This window comes from Arthrobacter sp. AFG7.2 (genome assembly GCF_002892835.1).
Classification (GTDB): Bacteria; Actinomycetota; Actinomycetes; order Actinomycetales; family Micrococcaceae; genus Arthrobacter.
In genome coordinates this window covers 471,863-489,111 of record NZ_PJMB01000002.1, presented here as the reverse complement: position 1 = coordinate 489,111, position 17,249 = coordinate 471,863, and the positions used below count along the sequence as shown (strand labels likewise).

Annotated in this window: 19 protein-coding genes; 12 read left to right on the top strand and 7 right to left on the bottom strand. The window is 63.5% G+C overall.

The genetic code is table 11. The features are described from left to right. Positions 1-13: 13 nt before the first annotated feature. Complete coding sequence (gene metE / locus CXX84_RS06040) at positions 14-2,356, top strand: 5-methyltetrahydropteroyltriglutamate--homocysteine S-methyltransferase (RefSeq protein ID WP_102975773.1); 2,343 nt, start codon at positions 14-16, stop codon at positions 2,354-2,356. A 72-nt stretch (positions 2,357-2,428) separates the two neighbouring features. Here metE and CXX84_RS06035 read toward each other — a convergent pair whose 3' ends face one another. Together CXX84_RS06035 and CXX84_RS06030 are read right to left on the bottom strand one after the other, a co-directional pair. Further along, positions 2,429-2,932, bottom strand: coding sequence for a DUF2004 domain-containing protein (locus CXX84_RS06035; protein ID WP_102975772.1), 504 nt, complete (start codon positions 2,930-2,932; stop codon positions 2,429-2,431). A gap of 45 nt (positions 2,933-2,977) precedes the next feature. Beyond that, a complete protein-coding gene (locus CXX84_RS06030; RefSeq protein WP_102975896.1) occupies positions 2,978-3,895 on the bottom strand; it encodes a LysR family transcriptional regulator in 918 nt (305 codons plus the stop codon). 131 nt (positions 3,896-4,026) lie between these two features. Between CXX84_RS06030 and CXX84_RS06025 the strand changes: the two genes are divergently transcribed. The 3 genes from CXX84_RS06025 to CXX84_RS06015 are packed head-to-tail and all read left to right on the top strand — an operon-like array spanning position 4,027 to position 7,516. Then, complete coding sequence (locus CXX84_RS06025; protein ID WP_102975771.1) at positions 4,027-5,427, top strand: NAD(P)/FAD-dependent oxidoreductase; 1,401 nt, start codon at positions 4,027-4,029, stop codon at positions 5,425-5,427. Then, positions 5,424-6,155, top strand: coding sequence for a DUF1365 domain-containing protein (locus tag CXX84_RS06020; protein WP_102975770.1), 732 nt, complete (start codon positions 5,424-5,426; stop codon positions 6,153-6,155). The genes CXX84_RS06025 and CXX84_RS06020 overlap by 4 nt, the downstream gene beginning before the upstream one ends. Beyond that, positions 6,152-7,516, top strand: a complete 1,365-nt coding sequence (locus CXX84_RS06015; RefSeq protein ID WP_189337514.1) for a class I SAM-dependent methyltransferase — start codon at positions 6,152-6,154, stop codon at positions 7,514-7,516. The genes CXX84_RS06020 and CXX84_RS06015 overlap by 4 nt, the downstream gene beginning before the upstream one ends. Positions 7,517-7,571: 55 nt before the next feature. On the opposite strand, the gene CXX84_RS06010 is transcribed toward CXX84_RS06015, so the two are convergent. Next, the gene (locus tag CXX84_RS06010; RefSeq protein ID WP_102975769.1) at positions 7,572-8,111 is read right to left on the bottom strand and encodes a TspO/MBR family protein; all 540 of its coding nucleotides are present in this window, start codon (positions 8,109-8,111) and stop codon (positions 7,572-7,574) included. A 441-nt stretch (positions 8,112-8,552) separates the two neighbouring features. On the opposite strand from CXX84_RS06010, the gene nrdH reads away from it, so the two are divergent. The 6 genes from nrdH (at position 8,553) to CXX84_RS05985 (ending at position 13,349) form a co-directional block, all read left to right on the top strand. Then, positions 8,553-8,798, top strand: coding sequence for a glutaredoxin-like protein NrdH (gene nrdH / locus CXX84_RS06005; protein ID WP_009356333.1), 246 nt, complete (start codon positions 8,553-8,555; stop codon positions 8,796-8,798). Between the two features lie 89 nt (positions 8,799-8,887). Then, complete coding sequence (gene nrdI / locus CXX84_RS06000) at positions 8,888-9,340, top strand: class Ib ribonucleoside-diphosphate reductase assembly flavoprotein NrdI (protein WP_102975768.1); 453 nt, start codon at positions 8,888-8,890, stop codon at positions 9,338-9,340. Positions 9,341-9,360: 20 nt separating this feature from the next. After that, positions 9,361-11,481, top strand: coding sequence for a class 1b ribonucleoside-diphosphate reductase subunit alpha (gene nrdE, locus CXX84_RS05995; RefSeq protein ID WP_102975767.1), 2,121 nt, complete (start codon positions 9,361-9,363; stop codon positions 11,479-11,481). 97 nt (positions 11,482-11,578) lie between these two features. Then, positions 11,579-12,553, top strand: a complete 975-nt coding sequence (gene nrdF / locus CXX84_RS05990) for a class 1b ribonucleoside-diphosphate reductase subunit beta (protein ID WP_013601219.1) — start codon at positions 11,579-11,581, stop codon at positions 12,551-12,553. A gap of 269 nt (positions 12,554-12,822) precedes the next feature. Beyond that, a complete protein-coding gene (locus tag CXX84_RS18970; protein WP_146031840.1) occupies positions 12,823-13,020 on the top strand; it encodes a hypothetical protein in 198 nt (65 codons plus the stop codon). Then, the gene (locus CXX84_RS05985) at positions 13,011-13,349 is read left to right on the top strand and encodes a hypothetical protein (RefSeq protein WP_102975766.1); all 339 of its coding nucleotides are present in this window, start codon (positions 13,011-13,013) and stop codon (positions 13,347-13,349) included. Before CXX84_RS18970 ends, CXX84_RS05985 begins: the two co-directional genes overlap by 10 nt. 499 nt (positions 13,350-13,848) lie before the next feature. Here CXX84_RS05985 and CXX84_RS05975 read toward each other — a convergent pair whose 3' ends face one another. Then, a complete protein-coding gene (locus tag CXX84_RS05975) occupies positions 13,849-14,304 on the bottom strand; it encodes a DUF4304 domain-containing protein (protein WP_102975765.1) in 456 nt (151 codons plus the stop codon). 491 nt (positions 14,305-14,795) lie between these two features. Here CXX84_RS05975 and CXX84_RS05970 point away from each other — a divergent pair, with 491 nt between their 5' ends. After that, positions 14,796-15,059, top strand: a complete 264-nt coding sequence (locus CXX84_RS05970; protein ID WP_102975764.1) for a cyclase — start codon at positions 14,796-14,798, stop codon at positions 15,057-15,059. Between the two features lie 233 nt (positions 15,060-15,292). Beyond that, entirely contained in the window at positions 15,293-15,571 is a 279-nt protein-coding gene (locus tag CXX84_RS05965; protein WP_102975763.1) for a putative quinol monooxygenase, read from the top strand. Between the two features lie 346 nt (positions 15,572-15,917). Here CXX84_RS05965 and CXX84_RS05960 read toward each other — a convergent pair whose 3' ends face one another. The 3 genes from CXX84_RS05960 to CXX84_RS19090 form a co-directional block, all read right to left on the bottom strand. Next, the gene (locus tag CXX84_RS05960; RefSeq protein WP_146031839.1) at positions 15,918-16,517 is read right to left on the bottom strand and encodes a helicase associated domain-containing protein; all 600 of its coding nucleotides are present in this window, start codon (positions 16,515-16,517) and stop codon (positions 15,918-15,920) included. Between the two features lie 88 nt (positions 16,518-16,605). Further along, positions 16,606-17,034, bottom strand: coding sequence for a DUF6228 family protein (locus CXX84_RS05955; RefSeq protein ID WP_102975761.1), 429 nt, complete (start codon positions 17,032-17,034; stop codon positions 16,606-16,608). After that, positions 17,034-17,201 carry a hypothetical protein gene (locus CXX84_RS19090; protein ID WP_189337513.1) on the bottom strand — a complete coding sequence of 56 codons (168 nt, stop codon included), beginning with the start codon at positions 17,199-17,201 and terminating at the stop codon, positions 17,034-17,036. Before CXX84_RS19090 ends, CXX84_RS05955 begins: the two co-directional genes overlap by 1 nt. Positions 17,202-17,249 lie beyond the last annotated feature (48 nt).

Genomic DNA, 17,249 nt, shown 5'->3' with positions numbered 1-17,249 from the left:
CTAGGAGAATCCCATGCCTGACTTCAACACGCCCAAAAACACTCCGTTCCCCGCTGCATCAGTACTTGGCTACCCGCGCATCGGGCGCCGCCGGGAGCTCAAGAAAGCCGTCGAGGCCTACTGGGCAGGAAAAATCGACGCCGCTGCCCTGGACTCCGCCGCCAAGGACATCCAGCTGACCACCGCCAGGCGACTGCAGGAGCTCGGCCTCACCGAGGCCGCTGCCGTTCCCGGCACCTTCTCCTACTACGACCAGGTCCTGGACACCACGGCCCATCTGGGCGCTGTTCCTGCCCGCTTTGGCAAGCTCCTCAATGCAGAGGGACAGCTCGACGTCGACGGCTACTTCACCCTGGCCCGCGGAAACAAGGATCAGCAGCCGCTGGAGATGACCAAGTGGTTCGACACCAACTACCACTACCTGGTCCCGGAGATCGGCCCGGAGACAGAGTTCACCCTCGCCTCCACCGCCAAGGTGGACGAGTTCGCCTTCGCCCTGGCCAACGGCATCGAGACCCGCCCGTACATCGTGGGTCCGGTCACGTACCTGCTCCTGTCCAAGGCCTCCGACGGCGCCCCCGATGGCTTCGCTCCGCTGTCCCGCCTCGAGGACATCCTGCCCGTCTACGTCCAGCTTCTTGAGAAGCTCGCAGCAGCCGGCGCCGGCTGGGTCCAGCTCGACGAGCCCGCCCTGGTGGTGGACCAGGACACTGCCGCCGTCCACATCGAAGCGGCAGTTGCCCGCGCCTACGACGTCCTCACCGCCGCCGCCAGCCGCCCGCAGATCCTGGTCTCCACGCCCTACGGTTCGCTGGACGGCCAGCTCGGCACCCTCGCAGCCACCAACATCGACGCCCTGCACATCGACGTCTTCAAGGGTGCGGTCCCCTCCGCAGCCGCCCTGGCAGGCCTGGGCAACAAGACCCTGGTTGCCGGCGTCGTTGACGGCCACAACATCTGGCGCAACGACCTCGCAGCATCGGCTGCGAAGCTGGACGCACTGAAGGCCGCCGCCGGGAAGCTCACCGTCAGCACCTCCACCTCCACCCAGCACGTCCCGCACGACGTTGCCGAGGAAACCCAGCTCTCAGAGCAGCTGCGCAGCTGGCTGGCGTTCTCGGACCAGAAGGCTGTTGAGGTCAGGACCCTCGCGTCCTACCTGGCCGATCCCACGTCCGCACAGGCAGCCATCGAGGAAGCGACGGCGGTCATCGCCTCCCGCGCCACCGCCGAAGGTGTCCGCCGCGCTGACGTCCGTGCCCGCACCGAGGCCCTCACCGCCGCTGACTTCAGCCGCTCCGAATACCCGGTCCGTGAAGCCGCCCAGGAAGCAGCGCTGCAGCTGCCGCCGCTGCCCACCACCACCATCGGTTCCTTCCCGCAGACCTCCGAAATCCGTTCGGCCCGCGCCCGGAACAACAAGGGTGACCTCACCGACGAGCAGTACGAGAAGCTCATGAAGGACGAGATCAAGCGCGTCGTCGACCTGCAGGAAGAGCTCGGCTACGACGTCCTGGTCCACGGCGAGCCCGAGCGCAACGACATGGTGCAGTACTTCGCCGAGAACCTCGAAGGCTTCGACGTTACCGTCCACGGCTGGGTCCAGTCCTACGGCTCCCGCTGCACCCGTCCCTCCATCCTGTGGGGCGACGTCACCCGCAGCGCCCCCATCACCGTTGCCTGGGCCGAGTACGCACAGTCCCTGACCAGCAAGCCGATGAAGGGCATGCTCACCGGTCCGGTCACCATCCTGGCGTGGTCCTTCGTCAGGGACGACCAGCCGCTGGGTGAAACTGCCAACCAGGTGGGCCTGGCCCTGCGTGACGAGATCGCCGACCTCGAAGCTGCGGGCATCAAGATCATCCAGGTGGACGAGCCTGCCCTGCGTGAACTGCTTCCGCTGCGCAAGGCGGACCACGCCGACTACCTGAAGTGGTCCGTGGACTCCTTCCGCCTGGCCACCGCCGGCGCTGCGGATGCCACCCAGATCCACACCCACCTCTGCTACTCGGAGTTCGGTGTGATCATCGACGCGATCGACGGCCTCGACGCGGACGTGACCTCCATCGAGGCCGCACGCTCCCGGATGGAGGTTGTCCACGACCTCGAGTCGCACGGCTTTGGCCGCGGCGTCGGTCCCGGCGTTTACGACATCCACTCGCCGCGTGTTCCGGGCGAAGCCGAAGTCACCGAACTCCTGGCCACCGCCGTCAAGCACGTCCCGTCCCGCCAGCTCTGGGTCAACCCGGACTGTGGCCTGAAGACCCGCGGCTACATCGAGACTGAAGAGTCCCTGAGGAACCTGGTCAAGGCAACGCAGGCGGTCCGCGCCGGCCTGCTGGAAGCAGCCAAGTAGTAACGCACCACAAACGAGAACGGATCGGCCGGCTACCTCGAAAGGTGGCCGGCCGTCGTCGTTATTACGCGTTCAGGACCAGACGATCTCGTCGTCCACCACGCCGTCCTCGTCGGCCGAGGCCACCAGCACCTCATCGGTGAAGTGCTCGCCCAGGGTGAAGTCCAGGACGAAGTAGCGTTCCGGCTGGCCTGGGTAGATGCCCACATGGCCGAGCTTCAGGGCCTTCAAAAAAACTTCATGGGTGAGCTGGCTGCGGTCCGTGACCCCGAAGACCTTCTGCAGGTGCTCGTCCTTGAGGGCGTTGCAGTGGAAGTGCAGGTACTCCTGGGGGCTGGTGCCTTCCTGATCCAGCTCCTCCGCGATCATGTCCCGCACCTCGTCCACGAGCTCCGGCAGGAACCGCAGGCGGTAGTCCACCTTGCGCATGGCGGCTTCGTCGAAGTGGTCGTGCGCCGTGATGTTGAGATCGATTTCCAGCGGGTGGCCGCGCAGTTCATGTTTAGTCGCGACCAGGTGGTCCTTGCCGTGGTTGAGCTCAATCTCTCCGAAGTGCCGGCTTGCTACCTTGCTCATACCTTCAACATAGACCCGAACAGCGGTGCATTCCAGCATTCAGGCCTAATTGACAGCCGTACGCATTCCGGCGAGAGTCTCGGCGAGGAGATCAACAAACAGCTGTACCCGGGCAGTTTTCCGGTCGTTGATGAGGAGCGCAAAGACGTTCCTGGCCAGCCGGATCTCCGGGACATCCAGCACCACCACGCCCGCGGGTTTGTTCCGCAGCGCGAGCTCCGGCACCAGCGCCGCACCCAGGCCGGCGGCAGCCATTTCCAGGCTCGCGTGGAAATCATCGCTGTGGGCCACCACCCGCGGGTGCAGATTGCAGCCCGCGAAGAGCCGTTCAATCACCATGGCATCGCTGGTGCCGGGGTGGTGCATGATCCAGGGCATTTCGGACAGATGGTCGGCAGCCACTTTGGCGTCACTGCGGAAGCCCCAGCCGGCGGGCAGCACCACCCGGAAGTCGTCGTCGCCGATCCACTGCCGGTTAATGGTGTTCGGCCAGGCGAACCCTGTCTGGCCCACCTGGAAAACCACGGCAAGGTCCAGTTCGCCGCCGGTGCGCAGCCCCTGGATGGTCTGCCCGGGTTCGGCCACAGATACCTTGAGATCGATCCCCAGGTTCTTCCAGGCCGGGTTCTTCAAAATGCGGGGGAGGACGTACGTTGCCAGACTGGGGAAGATTCCCAGCCGCAGCTCCTGGTTGGCCGAATCCTGCGTTTTGGAGGCGGCTGCCATGAGGGCTTCGATGTCCGTCAGCACCTTGGCGGCGTGCCGGGTCATGACGACGGCGGCTTCCGTAGGCACCACGCTGCGCGCGGACCGCTGGAACAGGACGACGCCCGTGTCCCGTTCCAGGGCGGACATCTGTTGGGAAACCGCTGAGGCCGTATAGCCCAGGGTGGACGCGGCGGCTGCGAACGAGCCCAGGCGCGTGACCTCAAGGAGGGTCTTCAGATGTACCGGGTTTACCACCCGCCCACAGTACTCCGCCGGCAGCCGCCGAAAAAACTGCTCTGCCCCGCCACCCATCTATTCCACCGGCGGCGCCGAATCGTCCTCTGCAGACCCAGTCCATTGGCAAATGTTCAGCAGAGGAGCATGAATTGTCACCTGACCCAGCAGTATCCGGAAGCGGCAGGCGCCGGGTTGCCGTTATCGGCAGCGGCGTGGCCGGCCTGACCGCAGCCTACGTCCTCAACCGGCAGGACGACGTCACCCTGTTCGAAGCGGACTCACGGCTGGGCGGCCATGCCCACACCCATGACCTGCCGCAGGCGGACGGGTCGGTGATCGGCGTCGATACCGGCTTCATCGTGCACAACGAGCGGACCTATCCCACCCTGCTTCGGCTGTTCGCCGAGCTGGGGGTCGAGACGCAGGACTCCGAGATGAGCATGTCCATCCGGTGCGACGGCTGCGGCCTGGAGTACGCCGGAGCGCGCGACGGTGGACGTGGCATCATTGCCCGTCCCTCCAACCTTCTGCGCGGGCGGTACCTGCTCATGCTGCTTGAGGTCACCCGCTTCTATGGCAAAGCGCGCGCACTCCTGGAGACGGCCCCCCTGGCTGCGGTCGATCCGGAACGGGGTGTTGCCGAGCAGACCCTGGGTGAGTTCCTGGAGCAGGAGAACTTCAGCCCCTACTTCATCTCGCACTTCATGACGCCGGTGGTCAGCGCTGTCTGGTCCTGCGACCCCACCACCGCGCTGGCCTACCCGGCGCGCTATCTCTTCACCTTCCTGAGCCACCACGGCATGCTGGGTGTCAAAGGGTCGCCACAGTGGCGGACGGTCAGCGGAGGGTCAGCCCGGTACGTGGAGAAGCTGGCCGCCACGCTGAAGGATGTCCGGCTCAACACCCCCGTCACCGCCATCCGGCGCCATCCCGGCGGTGTGGAAATCACAACTGACCGCGGGCTGGAAGACTTCGCCGCCGTCGTCATTGCAACCCATCCTGCGCAGGCCCTGGGGTTCCTTGCCGATGCCACCCCCGAGGAAAAGGACGCCCTCGGCGGGATGCCCTACTCCATCAACCACACCGTGTTCCATCAGGATCCGGCGGTGCTGCCTTCCTCGGACAACGCCAGGGCGTCCTGGAACTACCGCCTCCCCTCCTGTGAAGCACGGCCGGACAAAGTCCTGGTCACATACGACCTCACCCGGCTCCAGCGGCTCAGCCCGCAGGACGGCAGGCCTTACCTGGTCAGCCTGGGGGAGTCGGAGCTGATCGATGACGGCAGGGTCCTGGAGCGGATGGTGTACGAGCACCCGCAGTACACCCCGGCATCCCTGCAGGCACAGCAGGCAATTGCCGGTCTCACTGATGACCGGATCGCCTACGCCGGCGCCTACCTGGGCTGGGGTTTCCACGAGGACGGTGCACTGTCCGGTGTCCGGGCAGCCGAAGCACTGGGGCGGTCCTGGCCGCATCCCGTGGCTGCTGATCCGCTTGGCTCCCGGGACGACGAAGAACGGGAGCTGCTTTCCGCGGCGGAACCTGCATGAGCACGGATGCAGCGATCTACCGCACCGCCATTTCCCACGTTCGTCGCACGCCGCTGAAAAACGCGTTCACCTACCGCAGTTACAGCTGGTTCGTGGACGTCGATCATCTGCCACGCCTGCCGTTCCTGCTCCGGCCGCTCGCGGTGTTCCGTGCCGGCGACCATCTGGGGGATCCCGATGCCTCCATCCGCAGCAACGTGGAACGCTACCTGCGCACCCAGGGCATAGAGCCCGACGGCGGCGCGATCCACATGCTGGCCAGCGCCAGGGTTTTCGGTTACGTTTTCAACCCCCTGTCGATCTTCTGGTGCTACCGGACCAACGGCGACCTTGAGTGCGTGGTTGCTGAGGTCCACAACACGTACGGGGAGCGCCACTGCTACCTGCTGGAGACCGATACGGCGGGACGCGCTTCGGTGCCGAAGGCGTTTTACGTGTCCCCGTTCAACGACGTGGACGGACAGTACCGCATGAAGCTGCCCGCCCCCGGGGAGCGGCTGGCGGTGTCCATCGTGCTGGAACGCGAAGGGCATAAGCCGTTCGTGGCCTCGATGGACGGCACGCGCCGGCCCGCCACCCTGCCGAACATCCTGGCTGCTGCGGCCGCTGTTCCGGCCGCGCCGCTGCTGGTTTCCGCACTCATCCGGGTGCAGGGCATTACACTCTGGGCAAGACGCCTGCCGGTCGTCGCCCGGCCACACCACGCTTCACAGGAGGCAGTTCAATGACAATGACGGACGACAACGGGACAACCGCAGCTGCCACCGGCGGGAAGACCGGCGCGCACTACGCCGCAGCCTGGACCGCAACTGGCGTGCCGGCGTCGCCCGCGATCATCGATCCGGAGCTGTGGCCGGAAGTTGCGCAACCGCCGTCGGGAGCTAAAGCAGCTGTAGCCGGCAAGGCCGCCGGACTCCTCTTCAAGGGGGCCGTGAAGCGGCTGCCCCTTCTGGTGGAGTACCCGGACGGCAGCGTCCTTGGCATAGGCGGTCCGGATGCGCCGGTGATGACCATGGTCCGGCCGGAGGCGTTTGAGGCGCGGATCGGTGACAACGGCTTGATCGGGCTGGGCGAATCATTCATGGCCGGCGACTGGGAGGCGAGCAACCTGGCAGGGGTCCTGGAGGTCTTTGCCGCATCGGTGGACACACTCATTCCCACGCCCCTGCAGAAGCTGCGTGCACTGTACCTGCCGCGCACGCCGCGCCAGGAACGGAACGCCGAGCAGAACACCCGCAGCAACATCTCACGGCACTACGACCTGTCCAACGACCTGTTCTCCACCTTCCTCGACACCACGATGAGCTATTCGTCGGCTTTGTTCCCGCTTGGGGCGGGACCGCTGACCTCCGTTGGCTGGGAGGCGCTGGCGGAAGCACAACAGGTGAAGATTGACAGGCTGCTGGACAAGGCCGGCGTCGGCGCCGGTACCCGCCTCCTGGAAATCGGGACCGGCTGGGGTGAACTGGCACTTCGGGCTGCGGCCCGCGGCGCCACCGTCTACAGCGTCACCCTGTCCAGCGAGCAGCAGGCCCTCGCCCAGGAACGCATTGCGGCGGCCGGATATGCGGACCAGGTGACTGTGGCACTGCAGGACTACCGTGCCGTGGAAGGCGAGTACGACGCCGTCGTGTCCGTGGAGATGATCGAAGCGGTGGGCTACGAGTACTGGCCCATTTACTTCCAGACCATCGACAGGGTCCTGGCTCCCGGCGGGAAAGTCGCCATCCAGGCGATCACCATGCCGCACGGCCGCATGCTCGCCACCCGGAACGCCTACACCTGGGTCCACAAGTACATCTTCCCGGGCGGCTTCCTGCCCTCCGTCCGCGCCATCGAGGGCGTCACCCAGCAGCACACCACGCTCCGGGTGCGCGAGCGGATGGGCATGGGCGACCACTACGCAGCCACCCTGCGGCTGTGGGAGGAACGGTTTATGGAAAAGTCCCGTGAGGTGGGGGAGTTGGGCTTCGACGCGGTGTTCCAGCGGATGTGGCTCTTCTACCTGTGCTACTCACGGGCAGGATTCCAGTCGGGCTACCTGGATGTCCAGCAAATCGTGCTGGACCGCCGGGAGGCGCAGCTGTAGCTGCCGGTCTGCGGACGGAATTCCGTCCGCATCGCCGGCTCAACCAGCCGTGCGGCTAGTGCTTTCCGTGGTTGAGCCGGGCGATCGCCGTCGACAGGACGGTGGCAAAACCGCACCAGGCGGCGTAAGGGGCGAGGGCTGCTCCGGCCCGGGGATTTAACCGGTAGGTGCGCCGCACCAGGTCCGCGCTGCTGGCAGCCAGCAGCGCGGCCTCCGCCGCAGCCAGCCAGGGCCGGCGGGAGCGCCAGAACAGCCAGCTCCAGGTGGCATTGAGGACAAGGTTCGCGGCAAGGGCACCCCGGTAGGCTCGGGTCTCCCGGCGGGGGGCCTTGCTGTTTGTCGACACACTCCCGGCAGCGCCGTCCCGCTCAGCCGCACTGTCCTGTTGAGCGGCGCTGTCCAGGGCGACGGCGGAAGCCACTGCGAGGTCGGCGTACAAGGCCGTCCACACAACAGGGAAGGCAATCGCCGGGGGCTGCCACTCGGGCTTCCGCAGCCGAAGGTACCAGCGGCTGTCCGGGTCTGTCGCTGCGCCTCCCGCAGCAGCAGTGGCCGCTGTCGCAACCGCCGTCCATGCCAGTGTTGTGAGTTTCATCGCTGAGCCCTCTCCATCGGTCCTCATCTGCTGACAGCACTGCCGCCGTCACTGCCGCGTGTTTCCCGGGAAAGTGCTCCCGCACCTTCGATGCTACGGCTCCGGCAGGACGCCGTCGCGGGCCGAATGGATCACAACATGCAGTGATCCGTGCCTCCTGTCCACCAGGAGCCGGCCCCGCCCGACACGCCGTCTTTCCCCCGACACGCTGGGTGAAAATTGTGGCTAAGTACTCCACAGGGTGTGGACTCCGTCCACAAAATCAGCGGGATTCCGGACATTTTGAGGCCCCCTGCCTGTGGATTAAAAGTGCATTAAATGACATACTTGTAATACATCATCTTGGGGTTCCAAAGAGGCGTCTGCACTAGATGTAGTATCTAGGTACAGCTTGGCGGGGACACCGGACGAGCAAGTTTTCCAGAAAAGGGGACAGGAACCATGACCGTAACGGTTTACACGAAGCCTGCTTGTGTTCAGTGCAACGCCACCTACCGCGCGCTCGACAAGAAGGGCATCACCTACCAGAGCGTCGACATCTCCCAGGACGCCGATGCCCTTGAGCGCCTGAAGGCACTGGGCTACATGCAGGCACCCGTTGTTGTTACCGATCAGGACCACTGGTCAGGCTTCCGCCCGGACAAGATCGAGGAACTGGCCCTCTCGGCCGTCTCCTCTGTGGCGTAGGGACACGTTCCCTGCCGCCGGACCGACAACCAGCAGAGGTGACTCTTACGGCAGTGCCAGCAGCCCAGGACACCCACGGGGCTCAGCGCGTGGATTCCTCCGGCCCGGTCCCGGCGGTTGTCACCGGCAGCCAGCTCATCTATTTTTCCTCGGCATCCGAGAACACCAGCCGCTTTGTCTCGAAGCTTGGCCGTGAGCTTGCGCGGATTCCGCTTTTAGCCAAGGACGCACCCCTCCTCGCCACCCGGCCGTTTGTGCTGGTGGTTCCCACCTATGGCGGCACCGGGGGAGAGGGGTCCGTGCCCAAGCAGGTCATCCGGTTCCTGAACAACCCGCAGAACAGGCAACTGCTGCGCGGAGTCATTGGCGCCGGCAATACAAACTTTGGGGACAACTACTGCATGGCGGGGGACATCATCGCCGCCAAGTGCGGGGTACCGCACCTCTACCGCTTCGAATTAATGGGCACGCCAGAAGACGTGGCCCGCGTAAACAATGGATTGGACACGTTTTGGACACGACTGTCGCAGACACAGAAGTAACCAGGGCCAAAAAGCCTGAGATGCCGGCCGCGTACAAGGGCCTCGGCTACCACGAGCTGAACGCGATGCTGAATCTGTACGGCCCCAACGGCGAGATTCAGTTCGAGGCTGACCGCGAGGCCGCGCACCAGTACTTCCTGCAGCACGTTAACAACAACACCGTGTTCTTCCATGACCTGGAAGAGAAGCTCGAGTACCTGGTCAAGAACGACTACTACGAGCGCGAGACGCTGGACCAGTACACGATGAACTTCATCCGTGACCTGTTCAACCGTGCGTACAAGAAGAAGTTCCGTTTCGAGACCTTCCTGGGCGCGTTCAAGTTCTACACGTCCTACACGCTGAAGACGTTCGACGGCAAGCGTTTCCTGGAGCGCTACGAGGACCGCGTGTGCATGGTTGCCCTGCACCTGGCCCGCGGCAACGAGCAGCTCGCCCTGCAGATGGTTGATGAGATCATCGCAGGCCGCTTCCAGCCGGCCACACCCACGTTCCTGAACGCTGGCAAGAAGCAGCGCGGTGAGCTGGTTTCCTGCTTCCTGCTCCGCATCGAAGACAACATGGAGTCGATTGGCCGGTCCATCAACTCTGCCCTGCAGCTGTCCAAGCGCGGCGGCGGCGTGGCCTTTGCCCTGACCAACATCCGTGAGGTGGGCGCGCCCATCAAGCAGATCGAGAACCAGTCCTCCGGCGTCATCCCCGTGATGAAGCTCCTCGAAGACAGCTTCTCCTACGCCAACCAGCTCGGTGCCCGCCAGGGTGCCGGTGCGGTGTACCTGCACGCGCACCACCCGGACATCTACCGGTTCCTGGACACCAAGCGCGAGAACGCGGACGAGAAGATCCGCATCAAGACCCTCTCGCTCGGCGTCGTGATCCCGGACATCACCTTCGAGCTGGCCAAGCGCGACGAGGACATGTACCTGTTCTCCCCGTACGACGTCGAGCGCGTCTACGGCATGCCGTTCTCCGATGTCTCGGTCACTGAGAAGTACTACGAGATGGTGGACGATTCCCGGATCAAGAAGACCAAGATCAAGGCCCGCGAGTTCTTTCAGACGCTCGCCGAGATCCAGTTCGAATCCGGCTACCCGTACATCATGTTCGAGGACACCGTGAACCGGGCCAACCCGATCGACGGCAAGATCATCATGTCCAACCTGTGCTCGGAGATCCTCCAGGTCTCCCAGCCCACCACGTACAACGATGACCTGTCCTACGACGACACCGGCAAGGACATCTCCTGCAACCTGGGCTCGCTGAACATCGCGAAGACCATGGACAGCCCGGACTTCGGCCTGACCATCGAGACGGCCATCCGGTCCCTCTCCGCTGTGTCTGACATGTCCAACATCACCTCGGTGCCGTCGATCGCCAAGGGCAACGACCAGAGCCACGCCATCGGCTTGGGCCAGATGAACCTGCACGGCTACCTGGCGCGTGAGCGGGTCCACTACGGTTCCGAAGAGGGCCTGGACTTCACCAACATCTACTTCTACTCCGTGGTGTACCACGCGGTCCGCGCCTCCAACCTGCTGGCCATCGAAACCGGCCAGACCTTCGGCGGCTTCGAAAAGTCCAAGTACGCCTCCGGCGAGTTCTTCGACAAGTACACGGAGCAGGAATGGCTGCCGCAGACCGAGAAGGTCCGCGAGCTGTTCAAGAACGTGCACATCCCCACGCAGGCTGACTGGCTGGCGCTGAAGGCTTCGGTCATGGAGCACGGCATCTACAACCAGAACCTGCAGGCTGTTCCGCCGACGGGCTCGATCTCCTACATCAACAACTCCACCTCCTCGATCCACCCGGTGGCGTCCAAGATCGAGATCCGCAAGGAAGGCAAGCTGGGCCGCGTGTACTACCCGGCGCCGTACCTGACGAATGACAACCTGGAGTACTACCAGGATGCGTACGAGATCGGCTACGAGAAGGTCATCGACACCTACGCCGCTGCCACCCAGCACGTGGACCAGGGCCTGTCCCTGACGCTGTTCTTCAAGGACACCGCCACCACGCGCGACATCAACAAGGCCCAGATCTACGCCTGGAAGAAGGGCATTAAGACCATCTACTACATCCGTCTCCGCCAGCTCGCGCTGGAAGGGACCGAGGTGGAGGGCTGCGTCAGCTGCATGCTTTAGTTGTACTTTCAACTAAATTGTGAAGTACGACGGCGGGTGCCCGCCCGCCGTCGTACGCTTTAACTTAGAGAAAACCACCCAACGTTTAGGGGATGTCATGACCGAGAAGGTCAAGCTGCTTAGTCACGTCGAGGCCATCAACTGGAACCGGATCCAGGACGACAAGGACGTGGATGTCTGGAACCGCCTGGTCAACAACTTCTGGCTGCCGGAGAAGGTGCCGCTGTCCAACGACGTCCAGTCGTGGAACACGCTGACGCCGGCCGAGCAGCAGCTCACCATGCGCGTGTTCACCGGCCTGACCCTGCTGGACACCATCCAGGGCACTGTCGGAGCTGTCTCCCTGATTCCGGATGCGCTGACCCCGCACGAGGAAGCTGTGTACACGAACATCGCGTTCATGGAGTCCGTGCACGCCAAGAGCTACTCTTCGATCTTCTCGACGCTGGCCTCCACCAAGGAGATCGACGAGGCGTTCCGCTGGTCCACCGAGAACGAGAACCTTCAGAAGAAGGCCCAGATCGTCATGGACTACTACCAGGGTGACGACCCCCTGAAGCGGAAGGTGGCCTCCACCCTGCTGGAGAGCTTCCTGTTCTACTCGGGTTTCTACCTGCCCATGTACTGGTCCTCACGCGCCAAGCTGACGAACACCGCCGACCTGATCCGCCTGATCATCCGCGATGAGGCGGTGCACGGCTACTACATCGGCTACAAGTTCCAGCGCGGCCTGGAAGCCGTTTCCCCGGAGCGCCGCCAGGAAATCAAGGACTACACGTTCGAGCTGCTTTTTGAGCTGTACGAAAACGAAGTCCAGTACACGCATGATCTTTACGACGGCGTCGGCCTGGCCGAGGACGTCAAGAAGTTCCTGCACTACAACGCCAACAAGGCGCTGATGAACCTGGGCTACGAGGCAATGTTCCCGGCTTCGGTCACCGACGTGAACCCGGCCATCCTCTCGGCACTGTCCCCGAACGCTGACGAGAACCACGACTTCTTCTCCGGGTCCGGTTCTTCGTACGTGATCGGCAAGGCCGTAAACACTGAAGACGAGGACTGGGACTTCTAAATAGTCCTCCTGACGTCCAACCCTCTTGTTGAAATCCGAAACCCGGAATCCTGCAAAGACCCCGAGCCCTTGCGGGCACGGGGTCTTTTCAGCGTCTGGGCGGGGGAGGACCGGCCTGGCATCGACTCCGATCACGCTACCCGCTTAACCGTCCCGTCCACCGGGTGTCTCCCGGTCCAGGAACAAGCCGCATGTGCAACCGCTGATGAGGCCGCGGGTTGGGGAGGGTACCCATTTCCGTCGTGATATTGCTGTTGAAGACTTCGGGCATGAATGATCCAAGGACCCGGATTCGTCCGCTCCTCCGTGAAGGTGAGCGGCTGTTATGGGCTGGCCAACCAGATCCAAAGGTTAGTTTTACCGGTGCGGATGCCTTTTTGGTGCCGTTCAGCATTCTCTGGGGCTTCGCAATCTTCTGGGAGTTCAAGGCTGCCACCACGGCCAAGCAACCCTACTTTTGCTCTTAGGCGTCCCCTTCGTCCTGATCGGCCTTTACTTCATCTTCGGCAGGTTCATCTATAAGAAGCGGCGGAAGCTCCGCACCACATACGGGCTCACTGAGCGTCGGGCAATCGTCTGCACAGGGGACAGGTCCGTTTCCGAGACGCCTGTCAGCGGCATGCCAACCAAGGTCGATCGTTCCGAAGGCGGACGCCATGTAAGCGTGACTTTCGGGTATCAGGGCATGGCCGGACTTTTCGGTATCGGCATGTATCAAAACACCGGGCTGGACTTCTTCAGCCGTGGACTCGGGCAAACGGTGGCCTTTTACGACGTCGAGGACACCGGGGGCTGATCATGCTTTGGACCAAGCCAGAGTCAACTGAGGTCAGGCGGAAAACCGCGACCATGGCCTGGGTCCTGCTCATCCTCGCCTCGATGATCCTGATCGGTATCGGTCTGGCGAGGACGATGTTCTTCATTTGGGCGCCAGAGCCGACGATGCTCGAAAAGGCAAGGATTGGTGGCCTATACATCAGCGCCGGTTGCGTATTGTCCCTCGCGGCTGGCGGCTGGGGTCTGGTCACATGTCAGGGGCAACCCCGTCTGGGTGAGCGTCTGCGTTGGGCTACGAGGGATCCTCGTGGGCTGGGCGGCTCTGGAGGACCCGTACAGCCTGCTGCGTCACCTGGCCGCTGTCGTGGCATTCCCTTTCGCGCTGGCCGGGGTCGCCGAGGCCATCAGGGTACGCGGCCGCCGGCAGCGTTGCCTGGGAGCACGATGGACCCTTTGAACGGCCTCACCTGTAAAGCAGCCATCGTAGACGACCTCACGGGGTACACCGTGGAAGATACCTACACAGCCAGCAGCCCTTGCGCTGGGCCCCTGACTAACGACGCAGCGACCACTTTCCTGCCGGCGCCGGCGCGAAGACTCTCGAGACTCGCAACCGGCTCCAGCGCAGGCCCCATGTGGGCCTCGAAGAAAGTCGTGAGCTTCTCTGCCCGCTCGCTATCCGGCGTCGGGACGCCGAGATCCAGTAACGCTTCGAGCTGGCCTTCCTCATTTCCAACAAGCCCTGAAAGGCGTGTCCGAACATGACACACCTGCTCCTTTGGGGCTGTCGCCTTTCCGAGGGGGCGCAGCCAGAGACCGATGTTCACAAAGTACTGCAATCCATACTGCGACTTCTGCAGTTCCACCACCGTGATCACCTCATCAGTGGTGCGGTACCAAGATCCGCTTTTCTTCGAGAACCCGGCACTCTTCATGAAGTCATCAATGGTGGTTTGAATGACGTTCCTGCTCACGGCCCTCCATCCGTAATGACGGATCCCCGTCCAGGTATTAGCACCGGGTAAGTCCCGGTTCGATAAATCAACGTACCCTGAAACCTGTCGCTGACCCCCGCGAATCTTCCGCGGTTTGTTGGGCCTCAATGCTAGGACGCTCAACTATTGAAGTCGAAGGTGCTTCCCGCTTCCACTCCGGACGGTCGCGACCCTGTCCGTCGACACCCGACCCGTGGTCGTCGTCGTCTTCCACCACGTGGGCGCCGACAACCCGGCAAAATTCTCCGCGTAGCCGGGGGTGGCCTCTGGTGCTAGGAGGAGCGGACGGCGGCGAGGGTTGGCACAGCCCGTTGACAGCCTGCCCGGGCGGGAGTAACACAGCCAGTGGCGGCCCAATCCTGCGCCGTTGCAGACAATTGTGCACGTGCCGTCCAAGACCAAGGTCATGGCGTTCACGACCCACGGCCGGTCCCAAGGACCAGCACGTCACGCTTCAAAGGAGAAGCACGATGACTGTTGCACTCATCCTCCACCGGGTCGCCGACTATGACGCCTGGCGCAAGGTCTACGACTCCGTTGCCGACATGCAGAGGGACGGCGGGGTGACCCAGGAGTCGGTACACCGCATGGCCGATGATCCGAACAACGTCCTCGTAATCCATCATTTCGACAACGTCGAGACCGCCAGGGCGTTCGTAGGCAGGGGCGAGTTAAGGGACGCTATGCAGCGCAGCGGTGTTCAGGGCGAACCGCGCGTGGAGTTGTTCGAGTAGCCACCAACCTCGAAGGAGCAGGAGCCGGGGTAGTCATCGAGTCGTTCACGTTCGGTTCATGAGGGAAAACGTCCGGGGCTGCGGACCTCCGCGTCAGTCGTTGAGGTCGACGTCGAGGTTCAGGTCTTCAGGGAGAGGAGCGCCCGCCACGTTCAGTCACCCGGAAGGGTCCCTGGATAGTGCGGAATGGCGGCTGTCGACGGAAGTCGGTGCGAATACGAGAAGATGGCTCAGTGACTGATGTTTATCTGAGCGGACAGTTCGTGTGCCGTAACGCCGAGGACGTTGCCATCGTCGCCCAGCATCTTGACTGCCACCTCCTGCTGACGCAGGCTGAAGCCGGCTGCGTTTCTTTCCGCGTGACGCCTACCGGTGACCCATTGATGTGGCAGGTTGACGAACATTTCCGCGATGCCGCTGCTTTCCGACCTCACCAGGACCGGGCAGCCGGCAGCGTCTGGGGGCGTGCCACGGCCGGGATCGAGCGCCGCTATACGATCAAGGGGCTCTAAGCCGCCTCGTCCACGTGCTCCAGTCAGCGCTGTGCGGGAAGCTTCCGTGAAAACCGCACTCCCAGCGCCACGTGCCAGCCTATTGCGGAGAGCCCAGCACCAAGGAAGGGGAGAGGGGATCCGGAGTAGCCAGTCCGGCACATACCGTGGCCTGAGTTCAGCGCGACGAGCTGGGGTTCCCCCGGACCGGGGCTCGTGACAGCGAGCCAGTATCTGAACTCGCCGTCCGTGCCAGTGAAAATGCAAATAACGCCGACGCCGATGACCCTCGCATCTCGCTCGCACGGGTGGTCAGTCGTCATTGTGAATCCAAGTCCCGACGTTAGGGCCGCGACGTCGGCGTCAGTCAGCTCTTTCCCGGCCTCCCAGCGACGCGAGAGGCTGGGACACGGGTTCGTGCTAATGCACATGAACCGCTCGGGCCGGACAATCTCGTCGGCAGCTTCCACTCGGCGGGGATGACAAACCGCCCGGCACCCGAACGCATTCGATCCGCCACCCTGTCCTCGGCGGAGCGGACCACGAAGTGTACTGTGACCCCCAACGCCAGGATCACCGCGAAGACCAGCCAGAGTCTGTGCTTCACTGGATCCCCCAATCCGTCCTTGTTCGGCCGGGCTTCCTTGGCTGCGGTCAGCTTCCCGGCCTGGTAGTCGATGCGCTGGGTGTGCAGCCAGACCCCGAGGACCCGCTCGGCCCGGTCGTCGGTCTTGTAGACCTGCGGCCACTCGTTGCCGGCGGCCAAGTAGCCAGCCACCTCAGCCAGGTGCTGCTTCCAGCGGGCTGCGTCGGCGTCGCGTTTGGTCGGCTGGTCGCGCCAGTTCGGGGTCGTGTCGACGGCGGCATAGGCGGGGGAGAGGGCGCTGGCGGCAGCTTGTGGGCAGCCCGAAGGACCGGTCCTGCCTGGCGGCAATCCCCAGGTGGTAGCGGACCGTGGTCTCGGCAACGCCGGCACAGTGGGAATCTTCGGGGTCGGGATCCCAGTCGGTACATCCGGACCCACTCCTGGTTCAGTGCCGGCCGCTTAATTTCGGTCATGGGACTGGCCGCTCCGGCATGAGGAGTTCCGTGAGGTCCTCGCTGACACGCGTGAGTTCTTCACCTGGGTCGAGTGTCAGCTTGCCGCCAACAGTCCAAGCGTCGTGGAATTTTGGATCCTGCAGCGTGAAGCGAAGCTCAACGTGGCTTCCCATGTGGACCGCACTCAGCAAAAAGTCGTGTTTGAAGGACTCGTACGCTTTGGTCCCGCTCCAGCCGCGCCAGTTCTCTGCAAGGTCGGCGACATAGACCGCCAGATCCGCGAACCCGTTTTCGTAAGGAGGCAACACCGCGCGCCCGGCCGTGAGGCTACCTAATTCCACGGCCACGACCATGCTGAGCGCTACGCCGTCTGGTCCGCGCTGCACATCGGTGAAGATGAGCCGTTCCGGAGGTCGGCCTATCTCAGTTCTCGTCGTTTCCATCAGTTCAGAGGGCTGTCCCAGGCCCGCTCGGCGCGCTTCAGCTCGGCGATCCGCAGCGGGAGGAAGATGATGACCAACACCAGGGCATAGATCGCCAAGGCGGCCAGCACCACCGTGACGACCGCATACAGGGTGCCGATGATGCCAAAGGCCGGACTCACATTCATTACTACCCCAATTGTCGTTGCCCCTAGGCTACGCGAGCGGCAAGGGGC

What these genes read in the sequence shown, in the direction of transcription:
- CXX84_RS05970 (WP_102975764.1), top strand. Translation starts at nt 14,796, where the DNA reads ATGACTGTTGCACTCATCCTCCACCGGGTCGCCGACTATGACGCCTGG.
- metE (WP_102975773.1), top strand. Translation starts at nt 14, where the DNA reads ATGCCTGACTTCAACACGCCCAAAAACACTCCGTTCCCCGCTGCATCA.
- CXX84_RS06035 (WP_102975772.1), bottom strand. Translation starts at nt 2,932, where the DNA reads ATGAGCAAGGTAGCAAGCCGGCACTTCGGAGAGATTGAGCTCAACCAC.
- nrdF (WP_013601219.1), top strand. Translation starts at nt 11,579, where the DNA reads ATGACCGAGAAGGTCAAGCTGCTTAGTCACGTCGAGGCCATCAACTGG.
- CXX84_RS05955 (WP_102975761.1), bottom strand. Translation starts at nt 17,034, where the DNA reads ATGGAAACGACGAGAACTGAGATAGGCCGACCTCCGGAACGGCTCATC.
- CXX84_RS06020 (WP_102975770.1), top strand. Translation starts at nt 5,424, where the DNA reads ATGAGCACGGATGCAGCGATCTACCGCACCGCCATTTCCCACGTTCGT.
- nrdE (WP_102975767.1), top strand. Translation starts at nt 9,361, where the DNA reads ATGCCGGCCGCGTACAAGGGCCTCGGCTACCACGAGCTGAACGCGATG.
- CXX84_RS18970 (WP_146031840.1), top strand. Translation starts at nt 12,823, where the DNA reads ATGAATGATCCAAGGACCCGGATTCGTCCGCTCCTCCGTGAAGGTGAG.
- CXX84_RS06010 (WP_102975769.1), bottom strand. Translation starts at nt 8,111, where the DNA reads ATGAAACTCACAACACTGGCATGGACGGCGGTTGCGACAGCGGCCACT.
- nrdH (WP_009356333.1), top strand. Translation starts at nt 8,553, where the DNA reads ATGACCGTAACGGTTTACACGAAGCCTGCTTGTGTTCAGTGCAACGCC.
- CXX84_RS06015 (WP_189337514.1), top strand. Translation starts at nt 6,152, where the DNA reads ATGACAATGACGGACGACAACGGGACAACCGCAGCTGCCACCGGCGGG.
- CXX84_RS19090 (WP_189337513.1), bottom strand. Translation starts at nt 17,201, where the DNA reads ATGAATGTGAGTCCGGCCTTTGGCATCATCGGCACCCTGTATGCGGTC.